16 protein-coding genes and 1 other annotated feature are annotated in these 17204 nt (G+C 41.7%); of the genes, 11 read left to right on the top strand and 5 right to left on the bottom strand.

Annotated elements, in window-relative coordinates; genetic code table 11:
* Positions 1 to 56 precede the first annotated feature (56 nt).
* Both ABG082_RS11005 and ABG082_RS11000 read left to right on the top strand, forming a co-directional pair.
* A complete protein-coding gene (locus ABG082_RS11005) occupies positions 57 to 902 on the top strand; it encodes a GRP family sugar transporter (protein WP_024718904.1) in 846 nt (281 codons plus the stop codon).
* Positions 903 to 914: 12 nt separating this feature from the next.
* Positions 915 to 1700: an SDR family oxidoreductase gene (locus ABG082_RS11000; protein ID WP_249476718.1), complete on the top strand. Its 786-nt coding sequence runs from the start codon at positions 915 to 917 to the stop codon at positions 1698 to 1700.
* 122 nt (positions 1701 to 1822) lie between these two features.
* Here ABG082_RS11000 and ABG082_RS10995 read toward each other — a convergent pair whose 3' ends face one another.
* A complete protein-coding gene (locus ABG082_RS10995; RefSeq protein WP_125590470.1) occupies positions 1823 to 2812 on the bottom strand; it encodes a hypothetical protein in 990 nt (329 codons plus the stop codon).
* 437 nt (positions 2813 to 3249) lie between these two features.
* Here ABG082_RS10995 and ABG082_RS10990 point away from each other — a divergent pair, with 437 nt between their 5' ends.
* From ABG082_RS10990 to ABG082_RS10970, 5 genes are all read left to right on the top strand, one after another.
* Positions 3250 to 3561: a PTS sugar transporter subunit IIB gene (locus ABG082_RS10990; RefSeq protein WP_008342261.1), complete on the top strand. Its 312-nt coding sequence runs from the start codon at positions 3250 to 3252 to the stop codon at positions 3559 to 3561.
* Between the two features lie 3 nt (positions 3562 to 3564).
* Positions 3565 to 3897, top strand: coding sequence for a PTS lactose/cellobiose transporter subunit IIA (locus tag ABG082_RS10985; protein WP_017357943.1), 333 nt, complete (start codon positions 3565 to 3567; stop codon positions 3895 to 3897).
* 25 nt (positions 3898 to 3922) lie between these two features.
* Positions 3923 to 5269: a PTS cellobiose transporter subunit IIC gene (gene celB, locus ABG082_RS10980; RefSeq protein WP_007501108.1), complete on the top strand. Its 1347-nt coding sequence runs from the start codon at positions 3923 to 3925 to the stop codon at positions 5267 to 5269.
* Complete coding sequence (locus ABG082_RS10975; RefSeq protein ID WP_348936094.1) at positions 5253 to 6659, top strand: glycoside hydrolase family 1 protein; 1407 nt, start codon at positions 5253 to 5255, stop codon at positions 6657 to 6659. Before celB ends, ABG082_RS10975 begins: the two co-directional genes overlap by 17 nt.
* A 175-nt stretch (positions 6660 to 6834) precedes the next feature.
* Positions 6835 to 7557 (top strand): GntR family transcriptional regulator, encoded by a 723-nt coding sequence (locus ABG082_RS10970; RefSeq protein ID WP_017357941.1) that lies wholly within the window; start codon positions 6835 to 6837, stop codon positions 7555 to 7557.
* Between the two features lie 50 nt (positions 7558 to 7607).
* Here the strand turns inward: ABG082_RS10970 and zwf are convergent, their stop codons facing one another.
* Positions 7608 to 9083: a glucose-6-phosphate dehydrogenase gene (gene zwf, locus ABG082_RS10965; RefSeq protein WP_008342269.1), complete on the bottom strand. Its 1476-nt coding sequence runs from the start codon at positions 9081 to 9083 to the stop codon at positions 7608 to 7610.
* Positions 9084 to 9305: 222 nt separating this feature from the next.
* Between zwf and rnz the strand changes: the two genes are divergently transcribed.
* Both rnz and ABG082_RS10955 read left to right on the top strand, forming a co-directional pair.
* Positions 9306 to 10235, top strand: coding sequence for a ribonuclease Z (gene rnz, locus ABG082_RS10960; RefSeq protein ID WP_035702824.1), 930 nt, complete (start codon positions 9306 to 9308; stop codon positions 10233 to 10235).
* 139 nt (positions 10236 to 10374) lie between these two features.
* A complete protein-coding gene (locus tag ABG082_RS10955; RefSeq protein WP_017367555.1) occupies positions 10375 to 11682 on the top strand; it encodes an aminotransferase class I/II-fold pyridoxal phosphate-dependent enzyme in 1308 nt (435 codons plus the stop codon).
* Positions 11683 to 11727: 45 nt separating this feature from the next.
* On the opposite strand, the gene ABG082_RS10950 is transcribed toward ABG082_RS10955, so the two are convergent.
* On the bottom strand, positions 11728 to 12492 hold the full coding sequence (locus tag ABG082_RS10950; protein WP_348936093.1) for an alpha/beta hydrolase: 765 nt from the start codon (positions 12490 to 12492) through the stop codon (positions 11728 to 11730).
* A 119-nt stretch (positions 12493 to 12611) separates the two neighbouring features.
* On the bottom strand, positions 12612 to 13628 hold the full coding sequence (gene namA, locus ABG082_RS10945; protein WP_017367553.1) for an NADPH dehydrogenase NamA: 1017 nt from the start codon (positions 13626 to 13628) through the stop codon (positions 12612 to 12614).
* 140 nt (positions 13629 to 13768) lie between these two features.
* Between namA and ABG082_RS10940 the strand changes: the two genes are divergently transcribed.
* Positions 13769 to 15382 (top strand): M20/M25/M40 family metallo-hydrolase, encoded by a 1614-nt coding sequence (locus ABG082_RS10940; RefSeq protein WP_348936092.1) that lies wholly within the window; start codon positions 13769 to 13771, stop codon positions 15380 to 15382.
* A gap of 114 nt (positions 15383 to 15496) precedes the next feature.
* Entirely contained in the window at positions 15497 to 15988 is a 492-nt protein-coding gene (locus ABG082_RS10935) for a DinB family protein (RefSeq protein ID WP_046527207.1), read from the top strand.
* Positions 15989 to 16023: 35 nt separating this feature from the next.
* Here ABG082_RS10935 and proC read toward each other — a convergent pair whose 3' ends face one another.
* A complete protein-coding gene (gene proC, locus ABG082_RS10930) occupies positions 16024 to 16851 on the bottom strand; it encodes a pyrroline-5-carboxylate reductase (RefSeq protein ID WP_348936091.1) in 828 nt (275 codons plus the stop codon).
* A gap of 41 nt (positions 16852 to 16892) precedes the next feature.
* Positions 16893 to 17104, bottom strand: a binding site (T-box leader).
* Between the last annotated feature and the right edge of the window lie 100 nt (positions 17105 to 17204).

Raw genomic sequence — 17204 nt, 5'->3', positions numbered from 1 at the left:
TAAAAATCCGAAAAAGAGGGATGCTAAGTAAAAAAGAACAGAAAGTAGGGATAGAAGTGGGCATTTTATATGCACTTCTCCCAGCGATATTTTGGGGAAGTATTGTTCTCATCAGTGTCAAACTTGGCGGGAATGCCTATCAGCAAACACTCGGCATTACCCTCGGCGCTTTTTTGTTTTCAATCGGCGCCTATTTGATCAAAATGCCGGAACTGACACCGCTTATTTTTGCGGTTTCCGTTATCTCTGGGATCTTTTGGAGTATAGGGCAAATGAATCAGCTTTCAAGTGTCGCCTTTCTAGGGGTGTCAAAGGCTGTTCCTTTATCAACGGGTATGCAGCTTGTGAGCACGACATTATTTGGTGTCATCGTCTTCAAAGAATGGCAAACCATGACGGTCATACTTATTGGTTCTTGTGCTATTTTATTTATTATTGCTGGTGTTGTCATGACATCACTTGGTCAAAAAAAGAGTGGCGGGAACGAAGGCGGCAATTTTAAAAAGGGAATCATCATTTTGCTCATCTCAACCGTAGGCTACGTCGGATATGTTGTCATTTTAAGATGGTTTCATATAGATGGCTGGTCTGCGCTCGTTCCGCAATCTGTTGGCATGCTGCTTTCATCGTTAGCGATTAGTCTAAAGCAAGACCCGTTTAGCAAATATACATTCAGAAATATCATTGCTGGTCTTGTGTGGTCGACAGGAAATCTAGGGCTTCTTTTGGCGATTCCACTCATTGGCGTAGCAGTAAGTTTTTCCATGTCTCAAACAGGAATTGTCATCTCGACTTTAGGCGGTATTTATTTATTAAAAGAGAAAGCATCTAAAACAAGCTTTGTTATTGCAGGCTGCTTGATGATTATCGCAGGTGGTGTGCTGCTAGGTTTTACAAAATAGGAGGTTAAACGAATGTATCCAGATTTGGAAGGAAAAACAGTTCTCATCACAGGAGCAGGTACAGGGATAGGTCAGGCGATGGCGCGCCGGTTTGGACAAGAAAAAGCCAATGTAGTGATCAATTATTTCTCCGATAAAGAAAACCCGGACGACACGATTGCTCATATTCAAAAAAGTGGCGGACAGGCTGTTAAAATTCAAGGGGATGTATCAAAAGAAGAGGATATGAAGGCGATGATTGATCAAGCTGTTGATACATATGGCAGTCTTGATGTCATGATCAATAATGCAGGAATTGAAAATGAAGTTCCTTCAACTGAAATGACGCTAGATAATTGGAACAAAGTGATGTCTACCAATTTAACAGGTATGTTTTTAGGCTGCCGTGATGCATTAAAGTATATGACAGAACATGGGATCGAGGGGTCGATTATTAATATGTCGTCGGTCCATCAGCAAATTCCGTGGCCTCATTTTGTCCATTATGCAGCAAGTAAAGGAGGCGCCAAGCTTTTGACAGAAACGCTGGCATTAGAATATGCCCCTAAAAAAATTCGTGTAAACAGTATTGCACCAGGTGCAATTGATACCCCCATCAATGCCGAAAAATTTGATGATCCAGCATTGAAAAAGGGCGTCATTGAGCTGATACCAATTGGCTATATCGGAAAGCCTGAAGAAGTGGCAGCATGTGCTGTCTGGCTTGCATCAAAAGAAGCGAGCTATGTGACAGGGTTGACGTTATATGTAGACGGCGGTATGACCAAGTACCCGGGATTCCAAGCAGGAAAAGGATAATCGTGATGAACACGGGCTGGGCTCAGAGGATAACACAACATCAAATTATGATCTAGTATGTTGTCATGCTAGTGAAAAGCGTGAGCATAAACATTGCACACGCTTTTATCCATTTAATCGGCTTATTCAAATATGGCTTCTTTGTTCTTCACGATGATGCCTACTTTCGTTTTGACACGAGGAACGCCATCTTTTTGAAGATAATCATATAAAATGGGTTCTATTTCATTGATATCTGTACGAAGTATTTTAGGTGATAACTCCTCGATAAATGGATCGTTTTTAACTGCTAGACAGTTCGCCATTGTATCGAGTGCAATTAAACTGAAAGGTCTTCCTTTGTTTAGCCAAGATTTCATTCTGAGCCATGTTGGAAAGCATGCTGATGCCAACCTGCCCCAACTGTCGTTAAAAGAGGAGCAATGAGACTCCATCCAATCAAGTATGTGATGTGAACGGAAACGATATAGGCTGGAGAGAGCCATCATTGGCAATTCCTTTTCACTTACACATTTCAATTGATCAAAAATACGTCTCATTCCTTCCTCGGCTGGTAAACTACTGGCTGCTGCCCAAGAAAGCGGATGAAAAAATTTATCGGCATCATTCTCCCAAAGCTCTCTTACCCAATCCGAAGCTGCAGTACCTAAAACATCAGCTGCGATCTCTAGCATTCTTGATTTGACTTCATGATTTTCCGTTCCATAAAATCTAGCTTTTACAGACATCAACATTTTTTGTGTATCGTGTTTTTTCAGGGCATTGATGACATCGTATTGAAGAAACCATCTTGTGATTGAGAAATCTAATAAAGACTCCAAATCATGTTGAACCGCTTGTAATGTGGGTATTTTCTCTTCTGCTGTGACCAATACATCTTCTTCTGGCTGACAAGCCTCTCCGTCTTCTTCATAAAAATCATCGTGCAATAAAAATTTCTTTGGAGAGTGGATGATCGCTAAGTGATACCATTCAATTGGCCGTAAAGAATAGGTTAAGAGCCGCCTGTGACAATCATTGCATAATCGATAAGGCTGAGCTGGTTCATCAGAAATTTTTACAACATCAATCTCGTTTCTTTTACAGGCTTCACACAAATGAGTGACTGCCATGATATCCACTCCTTTTGATTGCAAAGATATGAATAGATTCGAAAAGTAGCAGCAAAAGACGTTTACCTATCCATCAAATTGAGTGGGAATAGAATCTGTTTCCATCTCTGGGCAGTTACTTCTCATGATTTATGGGATGAAAAATTGGGTTTTTGAATGAGCTAAGTCATTCGCACTTATTTTAACAAAGTTCTCAAAGACTGTCTTCTGAAGAAGAAGCTACTTTATGGTTCATTCGGAGAGTATTTTTTAAAAGAAAAGGGGTCTCGTTCATATCTGGATGAGATCTTTTTTGCTCTGAAAGCTTGTTGTGAGTATTGATACGGTCATTTTTAAAATAAAATACAGACATATATAATTAAATGTCTAGACATTTAAAAATAAAAATATATAATATTAACTGGAAGCGCTTTTATTACAACAATGGGGTGAGAGAAATGAAACGTATTTTATTAGCATGCAGTTCAGGTATGTCTACGAGTTTACTAGTCACAAAGATGAAGGCACATGCTGAGTCTATAGGGGAAGAAGCAGAGATTTGGGCAGTCGGACAAGACCAAGCGAGAAAAGAAATGGCACATGCCGATGTTGTATTAATTGGACCACAAATGAGTTTTTTAAAAGGGGATCTTCAAAAAGAAGCTCAAAAATATGGGATTGAAGTAGAGGTCATCGATATGCAGGCGTATGGGCTAGCAGATGGACAAAAAGCGTATGAACAAGCGGTTTCATTGATGGGGGAATCTTAAAGGATGGAAAAGAAAACACTCGAAGGACTCACGGAAGAACAAATCAGTTTTCAATTGATCTTACACAGCGGAAATGCACGAAGCAAATTGCTTCAATCTCTTAAACAATTTAGAGAAGGTCATGAAACAGTAGCATCTGACCTTCTCAAAGAAGCGGAAGATGACTTGCGGAATGCACATGATATCCATTTTCAAATGGTACAGCAAGAGGCAAGCGGAGAAACGATTTCATTCTCCTTGCTGCTCATGCATGCCGAAGATCATTTCATGTCAACGATGACGATAAAAGAGCTTGTGGGAGAGCTCTTACCGATATTGCAATCACTGAAACAATAAAGGGTGTAAACAAGGGGGGAAACCAATGTTTGATAAAATAAGTGCGATTTTGGTTCCGATTGCTGGGAGATTGAACAACAATCGCTATCTAGGGGTATTAAGGGATGCCTTTATGCTTGCGTTCCCATTAACGATTTTTGGTTCCATCATGGTCGTATTAATGAATCTGCCATTTTTAGATAAGATCATGAGTCAAACAGCACTGGAAGGTGTTCAGTCTGCACTGAATATTGCACCTAGTGCGACCATCAGCATTATGAGTGTGTTTGTTGTATTTGGGATTGGCTACTATTTATCGAAAAGCTATGATGTGGAAGCTGTCTTTGGCGGTGTGATCGCTTTAGCCTCTTTTCTGCTCCTTACGCCATTTTTACTAGAACAAGAGGGCGGTGCATCCATTGCAGGCGTCATCCCAGTCGATCGTTTGGGCGCAAAGGGAATGTTCCTTGGAATGATCACAGGCTTTTTGTCTGCTGAAATTTATCGCTATTTTGTCCAAAAGAAATTTGTCATCAATATGCCGCAAGGGGTTCCGCCAGCTGTTTCTAAGTCTTTTGCTGCACTCATCCCGGCTACTTTGACACTCACAACCTTTTTACTGATCAATATCATCATTACACAAGGGTTCAAAACCAACATGCATGACTTGATTTACAATGCGATTCAGGCGCCGCTTGTCGGACTTGGAAGCGGTATCATCCCGACCTTGATCGCTATTTTCTTTATACAAATTCTTTGGTTCTTTGGGCTCCACGGCCAAATTATTATCAACTCTGTCATGGACCCGATTTGGAATACATTGTCCATTCAAAATCTAGAAAGCTACACAAAAACAGGTGAGGTTCCGAACATCATCAGCAAGCAGTTTATCGAAATCTATACAGTGGGTATGGGTGGAACCGGTATGACGCTAGCTGTTGTGTTTACGATTTTAATTTTTCTTAAAAGTAAGCAATTGAAACAAGTAGCAAAGCTCGGCTTAGGACCAGGTTTATTTAACGTCAATGAACCCATTATCTTCGGTTTACCGATTGTGATGAACCCGCTTATTCTCATTCCATGGATTTTGGCGCCAATGGTGATTACTTGTATTTCTTATTTTGCGATGGCCGCAGGTATTGTGCCGCCTCCGACAGGCGTGAATATTCCATGGACAGTACCGATCTTTATTAGCGGAGTCATGGCAACAAATTCATTAGCGGGCGGTCTGCTTCAGCTGTTTAATTTAATGATTGTGTTTGTTATTTGGTTCCCGTTCCTAAAATTTATTGATCGTATGAATGTGAAAAATGAAAAAATAGTCACGACAGAAAAAACGAAACAAACAAACATCAAAGGTGAAGGAGACTCAATACATGTCGATGGAAACTAACAGTCAATCATATACATTTCCAGAAGGTTTCTGGTGGGGATCTTCTGCCTCTGCTACGCAAACAGAAGGCAGTTATCCAGGAGATGGAAAGGGACCGAACATTTGGGATCACTGGTTTGAAAAAGAGCCGAATCGTTTTTTTCAGGGCGTCGGTCCAGCTGTGACCTCGCAATTTTATCGTAAATACAAAGAGGATATCCGACTCATGAAGGAGATTGGGCACAACTCGTTTCGTCTATCTATTTCATGGTCACGCCTTTTACCTGAGGGAAAAGGGGCTGTTAATGAAGAAGCTGTGGCTTTTTACAATGATGTGATCAATGAACTGATAGCGAGTGACATTGAACCGTTTGTGAACTTGTATCATTTTGATATGCCAATGGCGCTTCAGGAGACGGGAGGATGGGTAAACAGGAAGGTCGTAGACGATTATGTCAGCTATGCGACATTGTGTTTTCAGCTATTTGGCGACCGGGTTAAAAAATGGTTTACCCATAACGAGCCGATTGTTCCTGTAGAGGGTGGATATATGTATAGCTTCCATTATCCAAACGAAGTTGATTTCCAAAAGGCAGTGCAAGTTGGATTTCATGAGATTTTATCAAATGCTAAGGCCATTGCGGCTTATAAAGAGATGAAGCAGGATGGGAAAATAGGCATTATCCTCAACCTTACTCCTTCGTATCCGCGAAGCCAGAATCCGCGGGATGTCGAAGCAGCTGAGATGGCTGACGCCTTCTTTAACCGGTCCTTCCTAGATCCAGCAGTGAAAGGACATTTCCCTGAAAAGCTAGTGGACGTGTTAAAGAAAGAAGGATTGATGCCAGCTATGGAGGAAGGAGACCTTGAACTCATTCAAGAGAACACGATCGACCTTCTCGGCATCAACTATTATCAGCCCAGAAGAGTGAAAGCAAAGGAACATATGCCTCACCCTGATGCACCATTTATGCCAGACCATTATTTCGATTCTTTTGAAATGCCGGGCAGAAAAATGAATGTGTACCGCGGCTGGGAAATCTATGAAAAGGGTATTTACGATATATTGAAAAAAGTCCAGACAGACTATGGGAATATTGAATGCTTTATTTCTGAAAATGGAATGGGTGTCGAAGGAGAAGAGCGGTTTCAGGATGAAGAAGGAATGATTCATGACGATTACCGCATTGATTTTATTTCTGAGCATCTTAAATGGGTGCATCAAGCCATTCAAGAAGGAAGTCATGTAAAAGGCTATCATCTGTGGACGTTTATGGATAATTGGTCATGGTCGAATGCCTATAAAAATCGCTATGGATTTGTCTCAGTGGACCTTGAGAAAGACGGGAAACGTACCATCAAAAAAAGTGGCTACTGGTTTCAATCGGTTTCAGAGAATAATGGTTTCTAATCAAGATACTTGCTCTTTCCTTGAAAAGGGCAAGTATTTTTCTTATGTAAAGATGAAAGGATTGAAATGAAAGTGGCTCGAACCTTTTAAGCGCACTAGGCTTAGTGTAGAATGAGAGGAAGGCTAGAAAGCGCTATGATAGGATATGAAAAAACAAGTCAGTTGGTGGTGTGAGATGACAAAGTACGAACTCATTTCAGAAGAAATTAGAAAAAGAATAGGAACAGCATATTATCCAGAAGATCAACCCATTCCAGATGAAAACTCGCTTGCCGCTGAATTTAAATGCAGCAGAATGACGATGAAGCGTGCGCTTGATCTTTTAGTGGCGGAAGGTCTGCTCTTTAGAAAAAGAGGTCATGGCACATTTATTGTGAAGGCAGCGCTAAATCAAGGTGCGATCAACGTATCAGGTCATGAAAATAAAGGGTTCACGAAAGTGATGGCAGATAAAAACGTGACGAGCCAAATCATTCGCTTTGATGTGCATTTTCCAAGTGAAGAGGTGGCAGCTCATTTATCCATTGACTCAAGCACACCCGTCTATGACATTATTCGGCTCCGTTTGGTGGAAGAAGAGCCATATGTATTAGAAAAAACCTTTATGCCTGTCAATGTCATTAAGGGAATAGATGAAGAGGTTTTATTGGGGTCTATCTATAGCTACATTACAAACACACTTCATTTAAAAGTGGCAGGAGCGCACAAAAAAATTAGAGCGGCTAAATCAGATCAGCTTGATCAGCAATATTTAGGCTGTGACCCTACGGATCCGGTGCTAGAAGTGGAGCAGGTGGCTTATTTAAACACAGGTCGGCCGTTTGAATATTCCTTTAGCCATCATCGCTATGATAAATTTGATTTTTCAACGGTTGAAATTACGAAAACACGACTTTAAAAAAAGAGCAGAACCCCCTCAATCGGGAGACTGCTCTTTTTTTGTTGATTTTATATATTCCACCAGTGATATCCATCTTTTTCAAGAAGCTGATCTGCTTCTTTTGGTCCCATAGAACCAGCAGGATAATTTGGTTTTAACGTTTTGGTTTCAGCCCATTTTTCTGAAATTGGATCAACAAAGTTCCAAGACAGTGCCACTTCATCCCAGTGGGCAAAGTTTGTTGCGTCACCTAGCAAACAGTCATGAATCAGCTTTTCATACGCTTCTGGTGTATTCATGATGTCGTTGTAATTTGTTTGATAGTCAAGCTTAATTGGTTTAGCATACGTTCCGCCATCAAGCTTGCGAGCATTCAGGTGAAGGGTAATGCCTTCGTCTGGCTGAATGTGAATCACAAGTAAGTTTGGATGCATGGAATTCCCGTTTCCATAGTACAGGTTCATCGGAATGTCTTTAAATTGCACCACGATTTGAGTGGATTTCTTTTCTAGACGTTTTCCTGTACGAATGTAAAATGGTACCCCGGCCCATCTAAAGTTATCGATGAGAAGTTTCCCTGCAACGAATGTTTCTGTGTTGGAGTTTGGGTCCACATTTTGCTCTTCAAGATAGGAAGGAACCATATTGCCATCAATCGTTCCTGCATCATACTGTCCGCGGACAAAGAATTGATCCACTTCATCTTTCGAGAAAGGACGAAGCGCACGCAATGCTTTCCGTTTTTCGCTACGGATTTCCTCTGTATTGAGCTTAATCGGCGGCTCCATGGCTAGTAGTGCAACCATTTGAAGCATATGGTTTTGTACCATATCTCTCAGTGCACCAGAACTCTCGTAATATCTCGCACGGTCTTCGACGCCTAATGATTCACTCGATGTGATTTGAATGTTTGAAATATAGCGGTTTGTCCAAAGCGGTTCAAAGATCGCATTCGCAAAACGAATCACCTCAATGTTTTGCACCATCTGTTTACCGAGGTAGTGGTCAATACGATAAATTTGATCCTCTGTAAATGCATCTCGGATCTCTTCATTTAATGTTTTGGCACTAGGGAGGTCATGACCAAACGGTTTTTCAATGACAAGTCGAGACCATCCAGTCGTTTCTGATACGCCTTCACTTTTTAAAAACTTCGCAATGGTTCCGAAGAATTCCGGTGCCATCGCTAAATAGAACATCCGGTTATTTGGGATACTGTATGTATCTTCAAGACCAGAAAGAAGTGTGTTCAGTGCTTGATAGGAAGCAGGGCTTGAGACATCAAAGTCATGGTAATAGAAATGAGAAATAAATTCCTCTGCTTTTGCTTCTGCATCATCAGAAGAGACCGATTCTTTTACCACAGCTCTTAGGTCTTCATGAGACCAAGGACGACGTCCAACACCTACAACAGCGAATTGATCTCCAAGCTTTCCGCTATGATAAAGTCTATGTATAGAAGGGTAGAGCTTGCGTTTTGCAAGGTCTCCTGTTGCGCCAAAGATGACAATGACTGCTTTTGGATAGTTAGTTTCTGTATTCACGAAAAGTACCTCACTTTATTCGTAGCATTGTTGTAAAAACCGAGAATGTATGTACATTTTCTTTATTTTAAAGGTTCATTGTTCGTAAAGCAAACATTTGATTCGACTTTTTCTGCCCAAGTTTGACTTTTTTCAAAAATTCCGCTGAATTCACATTTATCCTGTCTTCATGTATTCTATATGAATGAAGAGATTGTATACCGGCTGTAGGAGGAAATCGTAATGGAACTGCTCTTTTTAGGAACAGGTGCAGGCATTCCTGCAAAAACAAGAAACGTCACTTGCACTGCGCTGAAGCTTTTAGAAGAGAGAAAAGCCGTGTGGCTTTTTGATTGCGGAGAAGCGACGCAGCATCAAATATTACATACAACGATTAAACCAAGAAAAATTGAGAAGATCTTTATCACGCATATGCACGGTGATCATGTATATGGTCTCCCGGGTCTGCTTGGCAGCAGGTCCTTTCAAGGCGGAGAGGATAAATTGACGATATATGGTCCAAGCGGCATTAAAGCTTTTGTAAACGCGGCACTTTCAGCGACGCAAACGCATTTGACTTATCCGCTGCATATCATAGAAATAGAGGAAGGGATCGTTTTTGAAGATGATACCTTTCAAGTAGAAGCAAAACGAGTGTCTCATGGGATCCCAGCTTACGGTTATCGGGTCGTGGAAAAAGATGTACCCGGTGCACTAAAAGCCGAAGACCTAAAAAAAATCGGTGTAAAACCTGGACCTTTGTATCAGAAGTTGAAAAATGGGGAAACCGTTACACTCGAAGATGGAAGAATGATTGATGGAACCGATTATTTGGAACCCCCTAAAAAAGGGAGAATCGTTGCATTTTCAGGAGATACCCGTTTGTGCGAGAATATAACAAGGCTTGCCAAGAATGCGGATGTGTTAGTCCATGAAGCAACATTTGGGAAAGAAGATGCAGAACTAGCCTATAATTATTATCACAGTACGACAGAACAGGCAGCAAAAACAGCGCAGGAAGCAGGCGCAAAAAGACTGATTTTGACCCATATTAGTGCACGGTACCAAGGGGAAGAGTCAATGAAACAATTACTCAAAGAAGCCCGCGATATATTCCCGCTGACTGAAGCTGCACATGATTTCTTTTCTTTTCCTATTGACCGTACCCTGTAAAAATTGGATGAATCGTCAAAAATAGTTGTGTGATTTTTTTGATATTTATGATGACGCTCTTTTTCAGGTAGTGGTAAAATGGTGAAGAAAAAACAAATGACGAATTACACTATGAAGAATACGGGAGGCACAATCAAAGATGAGCGGTTTTACAGCGTTAAGTGAAGCAGAATTAAATGACCTATATGCAGCACGACAAAAAGAGTATGAAACGTACAAAAGTAAAAACTTACACTTAGACATGTCTAGAGGGAAACCTTCACCAAAACAGCTCGATTTATCTATGGGCATGCTCGATGTCGTGACATCAAAGGATGCAATGACAGCTGAGGATGGTACAGATGTGCGAAACTATGGCGGCTTGACAGGCCTTCCTGAAACAAAGAAATTTTTTGCAAGTGTGCTCAATCTGAAGCCAGAACAAATCATCATTGGCGGTAATTCTAGCCTGAATATGATGCATGACACAATTGCCCGTGCCATGACTCACGGCGTATATGGCAGCAAAACACCTTGGGGCAAGCTTCCAAAGGTAAAATTCCTTGCACCAAGCCCAGGGTATGATCGTCATTTTGCCATTTGTGAGCATTTTAACATAGAGATGATTACGGTAGATATGAAGTCGGATGGACCTGACATGGATCAGGTAGAAAAATTGGTTGCAGAAGATGAAGCCATCAAAGGGATTTGGTGTGTACCAAAATATAGCAACCCTGACGGCATTACGTATTCAGATGAGGTTGTTGACCGTCTTGCTTCCATGCAGACAAAAGCAGACGACTTCCGTATTTTTTGGGATGATGCCTATGCAGTCCACCATCTAACAGATACGCCTGATACGTTAAAAGATATTTTTCAAGCAGTAGACAAAGCAGGACATGCAAACCGTGTGTTTATGTTCGCCTCTACTTCTAAAATTACGTTCCCAGGCTCGGGTGTTGCACTGATGGCATCTAGTCAGGACAACGTCAGCTTTATTCAAAAACAGCTATCAGTTCAAACCATTGGGCCAGATAAAATCAATCAATTAAGACACCTTCGTTTCTTCAAGAATCCAGAAGGATTGAAGGAACATATGAAAAAGCATGCAGCGATTATTAAGCCGAAATTTGACCTCGTTCTTTCGATCCTTGATGAAAAGCTTGGTGGAACAGGCATCGCTGAGTGGCACAAACCAAATGGCGGATATTTTATTAGCTTAAATACACTCGATCATTGTGCAAAAGCTGTTGTGCAAAAAGCGAAAGAAGCCGGTGTGACACTAACAGGTGCAGGGGCGACATATCCTTATGGAAACGACCCGCTTGATCGTAACATCCGTATTGCGCCAACGTTCCCAACGCTTGAAGAACTAGAGCAGGCGATTGACATCTTTACGTTATGCGTTCAGCTTGTCAGCATTGAAAAGCTGCTGTCTGAGAAAAGTCAATCAGCACCAACGGTATAACGAAAAAAACTCCTTGACTGATGTCCGGTCAAGGAGTTTTTGTTTTTAGTTAGCTGTTTGATAATAAGTGGCAGGCTGTTTTGCTGCACACCATACATCATAAATCGCAAGCTGCACAATATGTGGTTCATCGTGATGAATATAGTGCGAGCTGTTCTGCGCCTGAATCCATCCGCTTTGGGATGACAATGTGAGCATTCGTTTATGGAGCCTGAGCCAAGCTTCATGTGCTGGATGAAACAAGCGGCTTTTGCCTGATGAAATGACAAGAAGGGGCATCATCCCATAATGCGTTTGCTCCTCTTTGGTCGTACGCAGCATTTGCTCAAAGTCCTCATGTGTACATTCTGCTGTGAACTGCGTCATATATGAAGTGCGTTCTTCCTTTGATAAGAGCGGCAGAATGACCTGCTCTTGATCCTCACTTGCTGGGTCTAGAAGGACCATACCGATAACATCTTCTTTTCTGCGGCTTGCCCATAAGCGGCTGACAAGAGAGCCAAATGAGTGCGCCACAATGAGAAATGGCGGCTGAATATTGGCTTGATGTAAGAGTGTATCTAAATCATCCGCAAGATCATGCAAAGTTCTTCCTTCTTTGCTTTCGCTGCTTTTTCCATTACCTAAACGGTCATATAAGAAAACACCAAGCTCTGGGTCAATATCACGAGCGATATTCGCCCACGTATCGCCTGAAATTCCATATCCTGCTTCAAAAATAATGGTGGCTTCCTTTTTCCCTTGACGATGCCTTGTATAAAAGTGATGTCCATCTATATGATACGTTCTTTCAATCAATGCCGAGTTCATTCTTCCATCTCCTCTAAGTGGTTCTTTAGCTAAAAGACGGCACAAAAGGCAAAGATGTTTCTCTTAAAAACAAAAAAGATGCCTATTTCAAAAAATAGACACCTTTTTGCTTAGAGATGTTACCAAGCACGATCGTATTGGCGCGGGCTTTCGATGGATGTACGAAGCTCTTTAGCGGCTGTTTTTGGGAAATACGGATCCCGTAAAAATTCTCTGCCGATAAAGATCAAGTCAGCACGCTGATTTTGTAAAATTTCTTCGGCCTGTATACCAGATGTGATCATACCGACAGCGGCTGTTTGGATGCCGGCACCTTCTCTTATTTTCTCAGCAAAGGTGACTTGGTAGCCGGGGAATGTGTTAATGCTGGCTTGCACCACAGCGCCTGAGCTCACATCAATTAGATCGACTCCTTGCTCTTTCAGCCATGCGGCAATGCCAATATAATCTGCAATATCTAGTCCTTTTGTTGTGTAATCAGAAGCGGATACACGGACAAATAATGGTCCATCCCACACTTCATTGACTGCATCAACCACTTCTCTCAAGAAGCGATAACGATTTTCTGGTGAACCGCCATATTCATCTGTCCGGTGATTGGCAAGCGGTGAGAGAAATTCGTTAATCAAATAGCCATGCGCACCATGAATCTCAATGATGTCAAATCCAGCTTTCTTGGCGCGGACAGCGGCATCTTGAAATGCCTGAACTGTGTCTTTTATTTGATCGATAGACATCTCAAGAGGTGTTTTAGATTGCTCGTCAAATGGAATGCTGGATGGAGCAAGAATGTCACCATCTAGCTCAGCCTTGCGTCCTGCATGGGCTAGCTGGATGGCCGTTTTTGTTCCGTACGCTTTGATTTGTTCGTTTAATGAGGCAAACCCTTCAATGTGCTCATCACTCCAAATTCCGAGGTCCTGATCACTAATTCTTCCCTCAGGTGAAACAGCACTTGCCTCGACCATAATTAATCCTGCCTGACCTTGCGCACGGGAAATATAATGTGCAAAGTGGAAAGGCTGTAATTTTCCATCACGGTCATAGGATGAATACATACACATCGGGGACATGACGATGCGGTTTTTGAGTGTGACACCTTTTAATGTCCAAGGTGAAAAAAGCTTTGTTTCCAATTACCTTCGCCTCCTCATAGAATGGTATAGCCGATTATAACAGCCATTCAAACATTCGTCATAAAAGGTGCTCAAACCATATAGCTTTTGTACATGATTTTGTATAATGAAAGATATGGACATCAAAGGGGGATAAACGGATGAAATGGCAAACGGAAAGTGAACTAAAGGAGCTACTCACAGCTCTTATGCAGTATGAAAGCATATCTGGTACAACGGGAGAAGTCGCATTAGCGGAATATTTATATTACTTGCTGAGGGAGCGGCCGTATTTTGAACAGCATCCTGATCACTTGGCTTTGCATCCAATGAAAGATGGCCGGTATTTTTTAACGGCACTTGTCAAACGAAGTACGCTGCCACGTACTGTTTTACTCCTCAGCCATTTTGATGTCGTCGATACAGAGGATTACGGAGAATTTCAAAATATGGCGTGTAAGCCCGAAGAGTTAATGGCGTCCTTTTCTCAAAAAAGTGCACTTCTTCCAAAAAGGGCAAGAGAGGATTTAGCTTCAGGTGACTGGCTGTTTGGACGAGGGTCCATGGATATGAAAGCAGGCCTGACTGTCCAGCTTTCCATGCTAGAAAGAGCCATGGCGGGGAGGTTTGAAGGAAATATTCTGCTCGTCACAGTGCCAGATGAAGAAGTGAATTCACAGGGGATGCTGGAGGCTGTTCCGAAACTAAAGGAGCTCAAGGAGACATATGACCTTGAGTATACCGCTTGTTTAAACAGTGAGCCGATGTTTGAAAAGTATCCCGGGGATGCGCACCAATACATCTATACAGGTAGTATAGGGAAGGTACTTGCGGGATTTTTCTGCAAAGGAATTGAAACACATGTAGGTGAGCCCTTCTCAGGATTAAATGCAAATTTTATGGTATCTGAATTAAACAGGCTGTTAGAACTGAATAGTGATTATTGTGAGGAAGTAGATGGTGAAGTGACACCACCTCCGACCAATTTGATGCAAAAGGATTTGAAAGAAGCTTACTCTGTTCAAACGCCTCACACGGCTGTTTCTTTATTTAATGTGCTGATGATGAACCGCTCTAGTGAAGAGCTTCACGGGCTCCTCTATGAAACTGCGAAACAAGCAGCAGCCCAAATCGAAGCCAATCTCAAACAGAAAACCGCTGCATTTCAACGCTTTAAACATTTTACACCCATCGATACAAACATCACGGTGTTAACGTATCATGAGCTGTACGAAAAAGCTGCTGAACGATCCGGCAAGCAGGAGGTCGAGCGAATTGTCAACTACGCCTTTGCCAACCGGGGTGAGCTAGGGGATCGTGATTTTTCAACCAAAATTGTATCAGAACTGACGACCCTTTGTAAGGAAGATGGAGCACTGATTGTGTTGTTTTATAGTCCGCCATTTTACCCATCTGTTTCTTCAACAGATGATCTGCATATTCAAACGACCTTAAAGAAGATTCAAAGAGAAGCAAAAGAGATCTATGGAATCGAAGTAGAAGAAGTCAAATATTTTCCTGGTTTATCTGATTTAAGCTACTTACAGCTTGAAAATCAAGATATAGAGGATTATACAGCCAACATGCCGCTATACCAAAAAGGTTACTCGTTACCACAAGGAGAAAAAGAAGCTCTTAACGTTCCTGTCATCAACGTTGGTCCATTAGGAAAGGATGCGCACAAATGGACAGAACGGCTGCATGTCCCATTCTCTTTTGGCGTTTTGCCGTCGCTCTTACAATCAACAATTCATGCTTTATTAGAAAAGAATTAAGTGAAAGCTCTATCGTCATGATAGGGCTTTTCTTGATATCAATCACCTTCTGTCTAAAGAAATAGAGTATGATATAGAATAATACTTACATATATTTGAAGGGGGATTGTGAGAGTGAAAACAGGAGTACTAACAAAAACAGAGATCATGAGATCACTTCATGAGAGTTTGCGTAAGCTTGAGGAGTTAGTATGGACATGTGATGAGGCTACATTAGATGAATCTTTTGGGGAAGGCAAGTGGTCGATTAAACAAATTGTTGGACATTTGTATGATACGGAAGAAGTCTGGTCAGAGCGGATAGAGCAGGCAATATCAAATGAGCACACGCTTTTCGCATCATATGATCCAGAGATATATGTGAAGGGAAGAGCTTATGAAACATATACCGCACAAGAGGTCAGTGCATTGATCGAGCGCTTAAAAGAGAGCAGAAACAAAACACTACAACGATTAGAAAAGGATACATGGGATTTTTCAGGTCTCCATCCTGAAGAAGGGGTGATGACAGTTCAAATATTAGCTGAAACCATTGCTTTACATGAAATTCATCACCTCGATCAAATCAAAGCCATCATGTCCATGAGAGCATCGAGTGATAGATGAAAAGCACCTGTCATCAAGGCAGGTGCTTTTCTCACTTACTTATAAGTACTCGCTGAAAACATGTCGTTTAATTCTGCTGCGCGTTTTGTCGCTGTTTTCACACAATCGACAATCGCTTCTTCAAATTGATAGGAAGCAAGGGTTTTAAGTCCTGCTTCTGTCGTTCCACCTTCGCTCGTGATCTCTTTGCGAAGTTCAGCAGGTTCCTTACCGCTATCCTGAAGCATATTTGCAGCGCCTGCAATCATTTGACAAATGAGCAATTTCGCTGTCTCTTGGTCCATCCCAAGTTCCGATGCACCTCGCTCCATTCCTTCAATCAAATGATAAATAAAGGCAGGACCGCTGCCGGCAATCGCTGTGACCGCATTCAGCTGTGATTCATCTAAAACCGTCACATGACCGATCGTTTCAAACAGCTGAACTGCTTTTTCCTTTTGCGCCTCTGTGACTTCATCACTGACAGCAATGCCAGTAGCTGATTGTTGTATGGCCGCTGATGTATTTGGCATGGCACGAACCACCGCCGTTTTTGCGCTAGCATAATGCTGAATGGTTTCAATAGAAATGCCCGCTAAAATAGAAATAATCAGCTGTCCATTTAAATGGGGCCTTACTTCAGAAATGCCACTTTCCGCATCTTTTGGTTTTAAAGCAAACACCAGCATATCGGCTTCTTCATAAATAAAGGAACGAGCGAAATCTGTTTTGACTCCATAACGTGCATGTAATTCTTCTAATCGTTTTTCATTTGTTTTATTTGTGACAATGATATCTTCATTTGACATAATGCCGCTCTTTAAAAGACCTTTAATCATAGACTCGGCCATTGAGCCTGCACCAATAAATCCAATTTTACTCATAAGCTGCTCCTCCTTGTAGAAAATAAAAAAACCTCTCGTCTGCAAAGGACGAAAGGTTTTTCGCGGTACCACCCTCAATTAGCATGCAATCATACATACTCAGCTCTAGTCCCTTAACGCGGGAAACGTTTAGGTTTGCCTAACAGCTCAAAGGGCAGGTTCAGCAAATAAGAGGATGGTGAAGTCTTACAGCCGGCGGACCTCACTCTCTTGCATCATTATTTTGCTTACTAATCCTTGTCATCGCGCATCTTATATTTGTTGTTCATTATGCAACGATGGACAAGTTTGTGTCAATAGGGAGAGATAAAAAAATTGACCATCTAAACCGCATGACAGTCTGCCCTTTGCAA

This window comes from Bacillus sp. BS1807G30, from assembly GCF_040047675.1.
GTDB classification, from domain to species: domain Bacteria; phylum Bacillota; class Bacilli; order Bacillales; family Bacillaceae; genus Bacillus; species Bacillus altitudinis.
This window is presented reverse-complemented; position numbering and strand designations above follow the sequence as displayed.

Excerpts from the sequence above, each read along its gene's own strand:
- ABG082_RS11000 (WP_249476718.1), top strand. The coding sequence starts at position 915 with ATGTATCCAGATTTGGAAGGAAAAACAGTTCTCATCACAGGAGCAGGT.
- ABG082_RS10940 (WP_348936092.1), top strand. The coding sequence starts at position 13,769 with ATGAAATGGCAAACGGAAAGTGAACTAAAGGAGCTACTCACAGCTCTT.
- proC (WP_348936091.1), bottom strand. The coding sequence starts at position 16,851 with ATGAGTAAAATTGGATTTATTGGTGCAGGCTCAATGGCCGAGTCTATG.
- rnz (WP_035702824.1), top strand. The coding sequence starts at position 9,306 with ATGGAACTGCTCTTTTTAGGAACAGGTGCAGGCATTCCTGCAAAAACA.
- ABG082_RS10990 (WP_008342261.1), top strand. The coding sequence starts at position 3,250 with ATGAAACGTATTTTATTAGCATGCAGTTCAGGTATGTCTACGAGTTTA.
- ABG082_RS10985 (WP_017357943.1), top strand. The coding sequence starts at position 3,565 with ATGGAAAAGAAAACACTCGAAGGACTCACGGAAGAACAAATCAGTTTT.
- ABG082_RS10950 (WP_348936093.1), bottom strand. The coding sequence starts at position 12,492 with ATGAACTCGGCATTGATTGAAAGAACGTATCATATAGATGGACATCAC.
- celB (WP_007501108.1), top strand. The coding sequence starts at position 3,923 with ATGTTTGATAAAATAAGTGCGATTTTGGTTCCGATTGCTGGGAGATTG.
- ABG082_RS10970 (WP_017357941.1), top strand. The coding sequence starts at position 6,835 with ATGACAAAGTACGAACTCATTTCAGAAGAAATTAGAAAAAGAATAGGA.
- ABG082_RS10955 (WP_017367555.1), top strand. The coding sequence starts at position 10,375 with ATGAGCGGTTTTACAGCGTTAAGTGAAGCAGAATTAAATGACCTATAT.
- ABG082_RS10975 (WP_348936094.1), top strand. The coding sequence starts at position 5,253 with ATGTCGATGGAAACTAACAGTCAATCATATACATTTCCAGAAGGTTTC.
- ABG082_RS10995 (WP_125590470.1), bottom strand. The coding sequence starts at position 2,812 with ATGGCAGTCACTCATTTGTGTGAAGCCTGTAAAAGAAACGAGATTGAT.